Source organism: Herbaspirillum sp. CAH-3 (genome assembly GCF_009668275.1).
GTDB lineage: Bacteria > Pseudomonadota > Gammaproteobacteria > Burkholderiales > Burkholderiaceae_D > Herbaspirillum > Herbaspirillum aquaticum.
This window is the reverse complement of sequence record NZ_VSWE01000004.1, coordinates 237961-250833: the sequence shown is the minus strand read 5'-3', so window position 1 is coordinate 250833 and position 12873 is coordinate 237961. Positions and strand designations below refer to the sequence as shown.

The 12873-nt window shown below is 61.5% G+C and carries 11 protein-coding genes; 9 read left to right on the top strand and 2 right to left on the bottom strand.

Features of this window, described 5'->3' with window-relative positions:
* Nucleotides 1-271: 271 nt before the first annotated feature.
* Together arsC and FYB76_RS07190 are read left to right on the top strand one after the other, a co-directional pair.
* Nucleotides 272-634 (top strand): arsenate reductase (glutaredoxin), encoded by a 363-nt coding sequence (gene arsC, locus FYB76_RS07195; protein WP_154133166.1) that lies wholly within the window; start codon nucleotides 272-274, stop codon nucleotides 632-634.
* A 122-nt stretch (nucleotides 635-756) separates the two neighbouring features.
* Nucleotides 757-924 (top strand): hypothetical protein, encoded by a 168-nt coding sequence (locus tag FYB76_RS07190; protein ID WP_008325257.1) that lies wholly within the window; start codon nucleotides 757-759, stop codon nucleotides 922-924.
* Nucleotides 925-938: 14 nt separating this feature from the next.
* Here the strand turns inward: FYB76_RS07190 and FYB76_RS07185 are convergent, their stop codons facing one another.
* Nucleotides 939-1226: a YkgJ family cysteine cluster protein gene (locus tag FYB76_RS07185; protein ID WP_154133165.1), complete on the bottom strand. Its 288-nt coding sequence runs from the start codon at nucleotides 1224-1226 to the stop codon at nucleotides 939-941.
* A gap of 156 nt (nucleotides 1227-1382) precedes the next feature.
* Here FYB76_RS07185 and FYB76_RS07180 point away from each other — a divergent pair, with 156 nt between their 5' ends.
* The 3 genes from FYB76_RS07180 (at nucleotide 1383) to FYB76_RS07170 (ending at nucleotide 3182) form a co-directional block, all read left to right on the top strand.
* Nucleotides 1383-2012 (top strand): TetR/AcrR family transcriptional regulator, encoded by a 630-nt coding sequence (locus FYB76_RS07180; protein WP_154133164.1) that lies wholly within the window; start codon nucleotides 1383-1385, stop codon nucleotides 2010-2012.
* Nucleotides 2013-2164: 152 nt separating this feature from the next.
* Nucleotides 2165-2830, top strand: a complete 666-nt coding sequence (locus tag FYB76_RS07175; protein ID WP_154133163.1) for a protein-L-isoaspartate O-methyltransferase — start codon at nucleotides 2165-2167, stop codon at nucleotides 2828-2830.
* Nucleotides 2831-2858: 28 nt separating this feature from the next.
* Nucleotides 2859-3182 carry a rhodanese-like domain-containing protein gene (locus tag FYB76_RS07170; RefSeq protein ID WP_088756509.1) on the top strand — a complete coding sequence of 108 codons (324 nt, stop codon included), beginning with the start codon at nucleotides 2859-2861 and terminating at the stop codon, nucleotides 3180-3182.
* Between the two features lie 174 nt (nucleotides 3183-3356).
* Here the strand turns inward: FYB76_RS07170 and FYB76_RS07165 are convergent, their stop codons facing one another.
* Complete coding sequence (locus FYB76_RS07165; protein ID WP_088756510.1) at nucleotides 3357-3992, bottom strand: TetR family transcriptional regulator; 636 nt, start codon at nucleotides 3990-3992, stop codon at nucleotides 3357-3359.
* Nucleotides 3993-4587: 595 nt separating this feature from the next.
* On the opposite strand from FYB76_RS07165, the gene FYB76_RS07160 reads away from it, so the two are divergent.
* The 4 genes from FYB76_RS07160 (at nucleotide 4588) to FYB76_RS07145 (ending at nucleotide 12793) form a co-directional block, all read left to right on the top strand.
* Entirely contained in the window at nucleotides 4588-5796 is a 1209-nt protein-coding gene (locus FYB76_RS07160) for an efflux RND transporter periplasmic adaptor subunit (protein ID WP_088756511.1), read from the top strand.
* Nucleotides 5797-5807: 11 nt separating this feature from the next.
* Nucleotides 5808-8954 carry an efflux RND transporter permease subunit gene (locus tag FYB76_RS07155; RefSeq protein WP_088756512.1) on the top strand — a complete coding sequence of 1049 codons (3147 nt, stop codon included), beginning with the start codon at nucleotides 5808-5810 and terminating at the stop codon, nucleotides 8952-8954.
* Between the two features lie 2 nt (nucleotides 8955-8956).
* Nucleotides 8957-10408 (top strand): efflux transporter outer membrane subunit, encoded by a 1452-nt coding sequence (locus FYB76_RS07150; RefSeq protein WP_154133162.1) that lies wholly within the window; start codon nucleotides 8957-8959, stop codon nucleotides 10406-10408.
* A gap of 381 nt (nucleotides 10409-10789) precedes the next feature.
* Nucleotides 10790-12793: a nucleoside-diphosphate sugar epimerase/dehydratase gene (locus FYB76_RS07145; protein ID WP_154133161.1), complete on the top strand. Its 2004-nt coding sequence runs from the start codon at nucleotides 10790-10792 to the stop codon at nucleotides 12791-12793.
* The last annotated feature ends 80 nt before the right edge of the window (nucleotides 12794-12873 follow it).

The window sequence follows — 12873 nt, the reverse complement described above, 5'->3', positions numbered from 1 at the left end:
CGTTGGGTGCCAGTGGCCACGCAAACAGGAAGCAATGGACGGTTTTCCGGACGCCGGCGACGGCCGAACCCTGCAAAAATGCGGTTGAAGGGCCATCCGGAATGAATTTCTTCGCCGTAAAGCGGCCTTTCGACCACGAGTGGCTGAAAAAAGTGCACTCGGTGCGCTGCAACAAAAATGGATTTTACCTTAGCAGGGTGACAAAACTGACGTTTTGCTGTCAGCTAAGCGCGCTAAGATGAATTTTTTATTCCCTCTTCCAACGAACGATATGAGCACCAACACCGGCATCACGATCTATCACAACCCCAAGTGCGGCACCTCACGCAATGTCCTGCAAGGGCTGCGCGATGGCGGCGTGGAGCCGACCATCATCGAATACCTGAAGAATCCGCCCGACCGCGCCACGCTCGAAGGCCTCATCAAGGCCATGGGAGTGCCGGTGCGCGAGGTGGTGCGCAGCAAGGAAGCGCTTTACAAGGAACTGGGGCTGGATGCCGAAGGTGTGACGGACGCGCAGCTCATCGACGCCATGCTGGAACATCCCATCCTCATCAACCGCCCCATCGTGGTGGCGCCCAAAGGCACGTTGCTGGTGCGTCCGAGCGAGCGGCTGGCGGAAATCTTCCCCTGAGCACCGGAACGGGGCGCATCGGCCCGACATCAGCAGTCATTTGATGCCAAACTCGCCAAAGGCGCCCGATCCGTGGTACAAAGGCAGAGTTCCTCCCTCCCCCTATCGACACAGGAGCAGCGGTGCATCATCGACACGAAGAAAGTACTGCCGATCTGAAGGAGCTCACTACCATCGCTCCCATCAGCCGTGAAGCCCATGCCGCACACCTCAAGGAAAAGGTGGATACCCGCCGGCTCATCGAGGATATCCGCGAAGAAGCCCGACGGCGGCGCGAGGAAGCTTTCTAGACAGGCTTCCCGCTTCAGGTGCTCTCCCGTCGCCGGCCAGCTTGGCTGCCCGGCGCCGTCAGCGTCTCCAGTTCACTGAGCCAGGCGATGGCCTGACCGCGGTTCTCTCCACACATCTCCACCGAAGGCTGCAGGCCCGCACAGAAGTCCGGGCGTTCGGGCTGGCCGAAGATCTTGCAGCGCATGTCCTCGCCCAGTTGCACGCACGGCACGCCAGCCGGCTTGCCATCGGGCATGCCGGGTATCGGGCTGGTGATGGAAGGGGCGATGCAGCAGGCGCCGCATGCGTCTCGGCAGTTCATGGACTTTCCTGGTGGAGGGTGGCGCTGGGGGACTGCATTGTAGTGCATCGGGCGGCACGCGGTACCGGTGGCTTGACCTGGCCACTCTTGATCTGGCCGCTTGACGCCGGCGCGGCTTGCCACTTACAGTGCCCCGTCCCGGTAATCTTGTTTCTCATGTCTGCATCGGCCAAAGAACCGCGTTGGGAACGACGCAAGCAAGACCGCCCCCAGGAATTGCTGGCGGCGGCCCTGGAGCTGTTCGTCGAACGCGGTTATGCCGCTACCCGCCTCGAAGACGTCGCCACCCGCGCGGGCGTCTCCAAGGGCACGCTCTATCTCTACTTCGATGGCAAGGAAAGCCTCTTCAAGTCGGTGGTGCGCACCAACGTGCTGCCCCTGCTGGATCAGGCCGAAGCCCGCATCGAGGGCCACGCCGGCAGCAGTGCCGAGCTGCTGCGCGACCTCATCCTGCACTGGTGGCAATCCGCCTCGCACTCCGGCGTGGTCGGCATCGCCAAGCTGATGGTGGCCGAATCCGGCAACTTCCCCGAACTGGCGCGCTTCTACCATGATGAAGTCACCGCGCGCGGGGATGCGACCGTGGTGCGCGTGCTCGAACGCGGCATGGCGCGCGGGGAATTCCGCCGGGTCGACGCCGATGCCATGAAGAAAGTCATCGTCGCGCCCCTCATCATGCTGATGCTGTGGGAGCAGTCACTCGCACCCTGCGCGGCCACGCCCATCGATCCGCTGGCCTACCTGGAGAGCATGATCGACCTTTGCCTGAACGGGCTCAAAGCCTGACGCGGGCCTGCCGCGCTCGCATTGCATTGAGGAAAACCGGCAACAGAAGCGCCTCCGGCGGCTTTTTCAGCGCATAGATGGGCTGATTAGCTGGGCGGTGTTTGCTAAAATGCTGCCTTTCCGTCGCTATTAGATTAGATCGAGCCAACGCCATGAATATCGAACAAGCCCGCTTCAACATGATCGAGCAGCAAATCCGCCCCTGGAACGTGCTGGCGCAAGACGTGCTGGACCTGCTGATGGTCGTCAAGCGTGAAGAATTCGTCCCGGCCGCCTATCGCAGCCTGGCCTTCTTCGACACCGAGATCCCGCTGCCGGGTGGTGAAAACATGCTGGCCCCCAAGATCGAAGCGCGCATCCTGCAGGAAGCCAATGTGAAGAAGCACGAATACGTGCTGGAAATCGGCGCAGGTTCGGGCTACATGGCGGCCCTGCTGGCGCACAAGGCGCGTCACGTGACGTCCGTGGAAATCTCGCCGGAACTGAAGTCCCTGGCCGAGCAGAACCTGTCGGACTACGGCGTGGCCAACGTCGACGTGCAACTGGGCAATGGCGCGCAAGGCTGGACCGGCGCCGATGGCAAGGCTGGCGAATACGACGTGATCGTCATCTCGGGCTCGCTGCCGCTGCTGCCGGAAGCCTTCGGCAAGCAACTCAAGATCGGCGGCCGCCTGCTGGCCATCGTCGGTTCGGCCCCGGTGATGGAACTGCAATTGATCACCCGCACCTCGGAACACGCCTTCGAGACCGTCAACATCGTGGAAACCCTGGCCAAGCCGCTGCATGCAGCGATCACGCCGTCCCACTTCACGTTCTGAGCCGCCAGGCCGAGACAGGAAAAGCATCATGGAGCACATCTCTGCCCCGGAACTGGCGGCCTGGATCAACGATCCGGAGCGCCCCACGCCCCTGCTGCTGGATGTGCGTGAACCCTGGGAACACCAGACCTGCCACATCGCCGGCTCGCAGCTGGTTCCGATGAACACCATTCCCGGCCGCTTCTCGGAGCTGGACGAGGAACAACCGGTGGTCTGCATCTGCCATCACGGTGGCCGCAGCATGCAGGTGGCTGCCTTCCTGGAGCGCCAGGGGTTCACCAAGGTCATCAACCTGAGCGGAGGCGTGCACGCCTGGGCGGCCCAGGTGGATCCTTCGATGCCGACCTATTGAGCCGGTTTTTTTGGTTTATTGATTCATATCGCATTCTGGCCGGCGGGCGTCATGCACATGGCGCAGGCCGGTCAGGCGGGGGCCGGGTTCTCCGGCCTGCCTCAATTCCCTTCCGTTTTATCCTGATTCTTCATATCGCCTGAAAACCGCAAGGTTTTATCGTGCTTGGCCGGGCTACGCTTTCTGCAGCGACGGTGCGGTCTTGAGCGCGTACAGCGAAGCCGCCAGGATGCGCTCGCCATCCTTGACCAGGTCGAAACTGTCGGGGGAAAAGAACCAGTCCGTCAGCAAGCCGCTGAAGGTGGCGTGCGCCGCCAGGCAGGCCAGGCGGATATCGAGCGTCGCCGGAAGCTGGCCGCGTGCCACCGCATTGAGCAGGATCTGCTCCAGCCGCAGCAGGCCGTCCACATGGCATTCGCGCTGGCGAATCAGGATGGGGTCGTGGGCGTCGGCGAATTCACACTTGTTGAAGATGATGTCGAACACGCGCCGGCATCGCTCGTCCGTCGCGGCCATGGTGAGCACGTAGATGCCACTGCGCAGGAATTGCCCCAGCGGGTCTTCCACCTGCGGGCTGGCGTTTTCTTCCAGCACCGCTTCCATGGGCAGGCGCACGCGTTCACACATGGCGTCGAACAAGTCGCTCTTGTTCTTGAAATGCCAGTAGATCGCTCCGCGCGTGACTTCGGCAGCCTTGGCCACATCGGCCAGCGATGTCTGCGAGACACCGCGCTCGTGGAACACCTGCTCGGCCGCATCGAGGATGCGGGCGCGCGTTTCCAGCGCTTCTTCCTTGGTCGAACGGGCCATGTCAGCAAGCTCCCCGGGAAATGCCCATGGCGCCGGCCTTCAGGCGCACCATGGGGCAGCCGTGTTGCGGATGCACATCACCCGCAAGCGGCGGAATTTGGTCGAAGGCTTCATGAGAGCAGTCACGGTCATGAAGAAGTAAGTAAGTTTCGTGCACAATATCAGGGCGTCAAATTCGTCTTCCCAGCAGCTCGGCCAATAGCCTGGAGGCATGGAAGAGCTCGGGTTCAGACCAGCGGAAACGGCATCACAGTAGCTTTCGAACCAAAATGCAAGGAATCGCTCATATTTTGCTACGCCGTTTCAAACAAGTTTGATAAATTAATGTGATGTCTGGAAGAAATACATACATTCATGGATGTATGTATAATAGCATCCGCTTCAAGTTCCTGCCGTTCATCATCTGCAAAAAAATTCATCACCCTGGCCTAAGGGGGGTGGGGACTTTTTTTGCATTGCAACAATCTGTGGCCCGGCTCATCCATCCCCTCCATCAACGGATGACAGGCACAGCATCATCGTCGTGACCGGTTCTACCGAATTCGTTTCATCGCCGCCCCTGGCGGCTTCAACTTTACTTTCGTGCGAGATATCTATGAGCTCAGTCAGTCGTTTCACGCGCCTCACCATGACCGTCGCCGTTGCCGCCGCGCTGGTTGCCTGCGGACAGAAACCCGCCGCGCAAGGCGGCCAGATGCCGCCGGCCGAGGTGTCGGTGGTGACCATCGCCCCGCAGCGCGTGGCCATCACCAATGAACTGCCGGGCCGGGTGGAAGCCTTCCGCGTGGCGCAGGTGCGTGCACGAGTCGCAGGCATCGTGCAAAAGCGCGTCTTCAAGGAAGGCAGCGAGGTCAAGGAGGGCCAGGTGCTCTTCAAGATCGACCCGGCCCAGTACAAGGCCAGCCTGGAAAGCGCACAAGCCACGCTGGCACGCGCCCAGGCCAACCTGACGCAGACCTCGCTGACCGCGCAGCGCTACAAGCCGCTGGTGGAAGTCAACGCCGTCTCCAAGCAGGAATATGACAACGCCGTGGCCGCCCAGAAGCAGGCCGAAGCCGATGTCGCCGCCGGCAAGGCAGCGGTGCAGACTGCCAACCTGAACCTGGGTTATGCCACCGTGACCTCGCCCATCTCCGGCCGCATCGGCCGCGCGCTGGTGACCGAAGGTGCGCTGGTGGGCCAGGGTGATGCCACCCAGCTGGCCCTGGTGCAGCAGCTCGATCCGGTCTACGTCAACGTGACCCAGTCCAGCGCCGACCTGTTGAAGCTGCAGCAGGCCATGGCTGCCGGTCAACTCAAGAGCGTGGGCGACAACAAGGCCAGCGTGACCCTGGTACTGGAAAACGGCCAGGCTTATGAACAGCCGGGCAAGCTGCTCTTCTCCGACATCAGCGTGGATGAAAGCACCGGTTCGGTCTCGCTGCGCGCCGAATTCCCCAACCCCAAGCGCCTGCTGCTGCCGGGCACCTACGTGCGGACCAAGATCGAGCAAGCCGTGGACGAACAAGCCCTGCTGGTGCCGCAACAAGCGGTGATGCGTGATGCCGGCGGCTCCTCGGTGATGGTGGTCAATGCCGAGAGCAAGGTCGAGGCGCGTCCGGTCAAGACGGGCGGTGCACGCGGCAACAACTGGCAGGTCATCGATGGCTTGAAGGAAGGTGATCGCGTCATCGTGGAAGGCCTGCAGAAGGTCCGCCCGGGCGCCACCGTCAAGCCGGTCCAATGGAATCCCGCGGGCGCTCCCGCACAAGCTTCTGGCCAGCCGGCCAAGCAAGAGGCGAGCGCCCAACCGAAAGCTAACTAAGAGGCTGCCAGATGGGAAAGTTCTTTATTGATCGCCCCGTATTTGCGTGGGTGCTAGCGATCTTCATCATGCTGGCCGGTGCGCTGGCCATTACCGGCTTGCCGGTGGCCCAGTACCCCAGCATCGCGCCGCCGACCATCGTGGTCACGGCCACTTATCCGGGTGCGACCGCGCAGACCCTGGACGATTCGGTGACCAGCCTGATCGAACAGGAAATGAACGGCGCCGATGGCCTGCAATACATCGAGTCGCAAAGCCAGGCCAACGGCCAGGTGCAGATCACCATCACCTTCTCGCCGGAAACCAATCCGGACCTGGCGGCGGTGGATGTGCAGAACCGCCTCAAGCGCGTCGAGGCCCGCCTGCCGGCGGCCGTGACGCAACAGGGCGTGCAGGTGACCAAGTCGCGTTCCAACTTCCTGCTCTTCATCGGTTTGTCTTCCACCGATGGCAAGCTCGATCCGGTGGCGCTGGGTGACTACCTGTCACGCAACGTCTTGAACGAAATCAAGCGCGTGCCTGGTGTGGGCCAGGCGCAGTTGTTCGGTACCGAACGCGCCATGCGCATCTGGATCGACCCGAACAAGCTGATCGGCCTGAGCCTGACCCCCGCGGATGTGACCGCAGCGATCCAGGCGCAGAATGCACTGGTGGCCGGCGGTACCCTGGGCGCCCTGCCCAGCCCGGGCACCCAGCAGATCGCGGCCACCGTGGTGGTCAACGGCCAGCTGACTTCGCCCGAGCAGTTCGGCAACATCGTGCTGCGCGCCAATGCCAATGGTTCGAGCGTGCGCCTGCGTGATGTGGCCCGCATCGAAGTCGGTGGCCAGAGCTATGACACGTCCGGCCGCCTGGATGGCAAGCCTTCGTCGTTCATCGGCGTGCAGCTTTCGCCGACTGCCAACGCGCTCGGCACTGCCACCGCCGTGCACAAGAAGATGGAAGAGCTGGCCAAGTATTTCCCGGCCGGTGTGAAGTACACCATCCCCTACGACACCTCCAAGTTCGTCAAGATCTCGATCGAGGAAGTGGTCAAGACCCTGATCGAAGCCATCGTGCTGGTGTTCCTGGTGATGTTCCTGTTCCTGCAGAACATCCGCTACACCATCATCCCGACCATCGTGGTGCCGGTGGCGCTGCTGGGAACCTTTGCCACGCTGCTGTTGTTCGGCTTCTCGATCAACGTGCTGACCATGTTCGGCATGGTGCTGGCCATTGGTATCCTGGTCGACGATGCGATCGTGGTGGTGGAAAACGTCGAACGCATCATGAGCGAGGAAGGCCTCTCGCCGGCTGACGCGACCCGCAAGGCCATGGGCCAGATCAGCGGCGCGCTGATCGGTATCACCCTGGTGCTGATTGCGGTGTTCATCCCGATGGCCTTCTTCGGTGGCGCCGTGGGCGCGATCTATCGCCAGTTCTCGCTGTCGATGGTGGCTTCCATGGTGTTCTCGGTGCTGATGGCCTTCACCCTCACGCCGGCACTGTGCGCGACCATCCTCAAGCCGGTGGAGAAGGGTCACCACCACGAGAAGAAGGGTTTCTTCGGCTGGTTCAACCGCAAGTTCAACACCACCGCCAACAGCTATCAGGGCGTGATCGGCAAGATGCTCAACAAGGCCGGTCGCTACATGATCGTCTACGTGGTCATCGTGGCCTGCGTGGGCTTGCTGTACGTGCGATTGCCGGCTTCCTTCCTGCCCAACGAAGACCAGGGCTACATCATCACCAACGTCCAGCTGCCGCCGGGTGCAAGTACGGCGCGTACGTTGGAGGTGGTCAAGAAGATTGAGCAGCACTACCTCAAGGATCCGGCGGTCGAACACGCCATTGCCGTGCTGGGCTTCTCGTTCTCGGGCAATGGCCAGAACGCGGCGCTGGTGTTTACCCCGCTGAAGGACTGGTCCGAGCGCGACAAGTCGCAATCGGCTGATGCGATTGCCGGCAAGGCTTTCGGTGCCTTCTCGCAGATCAAGGACGCGATCGTCTTCCCGCTGAATCCGCCGCCGATCCCGGAACTGGGTAATGCAACGGGCTTCACCTTCCGTCTGCAGGACCGTGCCGGCCTGGGCCACGCCGCCCTGGTACAGGCCCGCAACCAGATCCTGGGCATGGCTTCGCAGAGCAAGGTGCTGGCCGGTGTGCGTCCGGAAGGTCTGGAAGATGCGCCGCAGCTGCAACTGGACATCGACCGCGACAAGGCCAATGCGCTGGGCGTGCCGTTCTCGACGATCAACAGCGTGCTCTCCACGGCGCTGGGTTCGTCCTATGTGAACGACTTCCCCAACCTGGGCCGCCAGCAGCGCGTGATCGTGCAGGCCGATGCCAACCGTCGACTGCAACCTGAAGATCTGACCAACCTGTACGCCCGCAACGCCAATGGTGGCATGGTGCCCTTCTCGGCATTCGTGACGGCCAAGTGGATCAACGGTCCCGTGCAGCTGATCCGCTACAACGGCTATCCGGCCATGAAGATCGCCGGCGGCGCGGCGCCTGGCCGCAGTACCGGTGAAGCCATGGCCGAGATGGAATCCTATGTGGCCAAGCTGCCGCCGGGCTTCGGTTTCGAATGGACCGGCCAGTCGCTGGAAGAAAAGACCTCCGGCAACCAGGCCCCGGCGCTGTATGCCCTGTCGCTCATCGCCGTGTTCCTGGTGCTGGCAGCGCTTTATGAAAGCACCTCGATCCCGCTGGCGGTGATGCTGGTGGTGCCGCTGGGTATCCTCGGTGCCCTGCTCGGTGTGACGCTGCGCGCCATGCCCAACGACGTGTACTTCAAGGTGGGGATGATTGCGGTGGTGGGTCTGTCGGCCAAGAACGCGATTCTGATCATCGAGTTCGCCAAGGATCTGCAGGCGCAGGGCAAGGGATTGATTGAAGCGACATTGGAGGCGGTGCACCTGCGCTTCCGTCCGATCATCATGACCTCGCTGGCCTTCATCCTTGGCGTGCTGCCGCTGGCCATCGCCTCTGGCGCCGGTTCGGCCAGCCAACGCGCCATCGGTACCGGCGTGATGGGCGGCATGATCACCGCTACCGTGCTGGCCGTGTTCCTGGTGCCGATCTTCTTCGTGGTCGTGCGCAAGATTTTCAAGGGCAGCGAGCGTCAGCGCAAGTTTGACGCCGACCACTCGCCCAAGATCAATAGTGGAGAATGACAATGGCTAATCTGTCGTTGCCGCGCTCGCCTCGCCTGCTGCAATTGTGCGCAGCGCTGATGGTGGCCGGCGTATTGGGGGGCTGCTCGCTGGCCCCCACCTATGACCGTCCGCAAGCTCCGGTGGAGACGGCCTACCCGGCAGATGCCGCGGGCCGTGCCGAACTGCAGGCCGTCAACCTGGGCTGGCGCCAGTTCTTCCCGGACCAGCGTCTGCAGCAACTGATCGCGGCTGCCCTGGAGAACAACCGTGACCTGCGTACTGCCGTGCTCAATATCGAGGAAGCGCGCGCCCAGTACCAGATCGCCCGGGCTGACCTGCTGCCCAACCTGAACGTCACCGGCAATGCCGCCCGCTCGCGCACTGCGGCCAGCCAATCGCTGACCGGGCAGCCGTTCATCAGCAACAGCTATCAGGTAGGCCTGGCGGTTCCGGCCTACGAGCTGGACTTCTTCGGCCGTGTGCGCAGCTTGAAGGATGCGGCACTGGCGACCTATCTCTCCACCGAAGAAGCGCAGAAGTCGGCACAGATCAGCCTGATTGCACAGGTGGCCCAGGCTTACCTGTCCGAGCGTTCCTATGCGGAACAGCTGCAACTGGCCAATGACACGCTCAAATCGCGCGAGGCCAACCTCGACCTGGCGCAAAAGCGCCTCGACGTGGGCGCCAGTTCGGCGCTGGATTTCCGCCTGACGCAAACACTGGTGGAGTCGGCGCGGGTATCGAAGTCCCAGCTGGAACGCCAGCGCGCGCAGGCCGAGAATGCGCTGACACTGCTGGTCGGGAAGAAGGTCGGCGACCTGCCGCCGGCGCAGCTGCTGTCGGATGAAAAGATCGTGACTGATATTCCGGCCGGCCTGCCTTCGGACCTGCTGACCAATCGTCCGGACATCCGCTCGGCCGAGCAGAGCCTGCTCGCCGCCAATGCCAACATCGGCGCGGCGCGGGCGGCATTTTTCCCGCGCATTTCGCTCACCGGCAGCTTCGGCAGTGCCAGCAGCACGCTGGGCGGTTTGTTCGAATCGGGTTCCGGGGCGTGGAGTTTTGGTCCCTCGCTGTCGTTGCCGATCTTCGACTTCGGCCGTAACAGTGCCAATCTGGATCTGGCCGAGGTACGCAAGAACAAGGCTGTGGTCACTTACGAGAAAACCATCCAGACGGCTTTCCGCGAAGTGGCCGACGCCCTGGTGGCGCGTGGTACGCTGGATGACCAGGTCAAGGCCCAGGAAGCTTTCCTGGCAGCACAGCAGGAACGCCTGAAGCTGACCGACCTGCGGTTCAAGAATGGCATTGCCTCTTCGCTGGATCAGCTCGATGCGCAACGTGACCTGTTCTCGGCGCAGCAGGCGTTGATTCAGGCGCGGCAGTTGCGTCTAAACAACGCAATTGATCTGTACAAGGCGCTCGGTGGCGGTCTTCAGGAAAATTCAGTTCCACCGTCCGTATCTGGCTGATCCGACGCTCCTTGCACGTCCAGCCTGTCGCCCGGTCAAGCGTTGGCCGGGCGTTTTCTTTTTGCACGGAAAAAGTGTTTGATGGAATGCACACACTCCCATCGCATGAGATTTCTCTCCACTGCTGGTGTGTGGCAAAATGCTGACTCGTTAACGTATTCTCACCATTACAAATGGCAAACCGCTCAAGCACGCAAGGTTCGACAAAATCTATTCTATTCAGCCCTCCTTAAAGAATGAACTGACGATCTCGCGGTCTCTCAACAGGTCGAGGTATCTCGGCGCTGTAGCGACTATGCTGCTTCAGTGTTCTGATGTTGATAGCCATATGGCCCGTTCGCGCTGGCTGCCTGCGCCATCCTATTGCTGGTCACCATACTTATGTTAAAGAAGCCTCTGCTCAAGCTCGCGGTCCCGCTTCTGGCGCTGCCGCGTTTAGCCAAACGGCTCATTGCAATTACCCTCGATCTCTGCCTGTGCATACTCTGCGTCTGGCTAGCTTATTATTTACGCTTGGGCGACTTAGTCTACCTCTCAGGCAATGCACTCATGGCCGCGTATGTTTCGGTAGCAGTCGCATTGCCGATCTTCATCATATCGGGTCTCTACCGGGCCATTTTCCGATACAGCGGCTGGCCTGCGCTGCTGGCGGTGGGACGCGCGATCGGCATTTATGGCCTGATCTACGCAAGCATCTTCACCGTCGTCAGTGTGCCCGATGTGCCGCGTACCATCGGCCTGATTCAGCCCATCCTCCTGCTGTTCACGGTGGGCGCATCGCGCGCGCTGGCGCACGTCTGGCTGGGAGACCAGTACCGTAGCATCGTCAAGAACGGCAAGCGGGCGAAAGTGCTGATCTACGGCGCCGGCCTGAGCGGCCGCCAGCTGGCCATGGCCATGACCAACAATCTTGAGATGCGAGTCGCCGGTTTTCTCGACGATGACGATCGGCTTCATGGTCATATCCTCAATGGCTTGCCCATCCACAATCCGCACGATCTGCCGGCGCTGGTCTCGACCCTGGGTATCTCGGCCGTATTGCTGGCCATGCCCGGGATCACGCGCAAACGGCGCAATGCCATCCTGCAACAGATCCAGTCGGCCCATGTCGCCGTGCGTACCTTGCCCAGCATGACCGACCTGGCGCAAGGCAAGGTCAGCATTTCCGATTTGCGGGATCTGGATATCGATGATCTCCTGGGCCGGGAACCGGTGGCCCCGAATCACTTGCTGCTGGTCAAGAACGTGCAGGACAAGGTAGTGCTGGTAACCGGAGCCGGGGGCTCCATCGGCAGCGAGTTGTGCCGACAGATCATCAACGTTGGCCCACAGACCTTGTTGCTGGTGGAACAGAGCGAATTTGCCCTCTATCAGATCCACCAGGAGCTGGAAGAAAAACTGGCCGGCCGCGATATCGCCATCGTCCCGCTGCTGGCCTCGGTCCAGGATGGCAAACGGATGCATCAGATCTTGTCGACGTGGGCTCCCAACACGGTCTACCATGCTGCAGCCTACAAGCATGTGCCGCTGGTCGAGCACAACCCCGCGGAAGGAATCAAGAACAACGTATTCGGCACGCTCAACACCGCCCGTGCGGCCGAGGCCGCCGGGGTTGCGGACTTTGTTCTGGTCAGTACTGATAAGGCCGTGCGTCCCACCAACATCATGGGCGCCAGCAAACGTCTGGCCGAGATGGTGCTGCAAGCCATTGCTGCCTCGACCGACAAGACCCGCTTCACGATGGTTCGTTTCGGTAACGTCCTGGGCTCATCCGGCTCGGTCGTGCCGAAGTTCCGTCAGCAGATTCGTGACGGTGGCCCGATTACCCTTACGCACCCGGACATCACCCGTTACTTTATGACGATTCCGGAGGCAGCCCAGTTGGTGATCCAGGCAGGAGCGATGGCGGGAAGCGGCGGCAATGTCTTTCTGCTGGATATGGGTAGCCCGGTCAAGATCATCGACCTGGCTCGCAGAATCGTGGAATTGTCCGGCCTCACCGTACGCGACGACCGCCGTCCTGACGGCGACATCGAGATCCATATTGCCGGTCTGCGACCGGGAGAAAAGCTCTACGAGGAGCTTCTGATCGGTGACAATCCGATGCCCACCCAGCATCCGCGCATCATGAAGGCCCGCGAGGAGTTCGTCGACTGGCAGGTGCTGGAACCCAAGCTGAGCTTGCTGCTGGAAGCTATTGTCAAGAATGAGGTGGATACCATCCGAAGCATGCTTCTGGAATTCATCTCAGGATACTCGCCGACCGGCGAGATCGTGGACTGGGTCTATCTGGAACAGGAGGCATGTGGCGCCAAGCCCGAACCGGAGGATTTCAGCCTGGCCAGGCCGCAGCGGATCGAGTCCCGTCGGCATCACGCGACCTGATGCTTGACCACTGGGCAAGCCGCGCCGCTGGTCGTTCCCACGAAGCAAGCAACAAGAAGCAGAACCGAGAAAAACCAAAG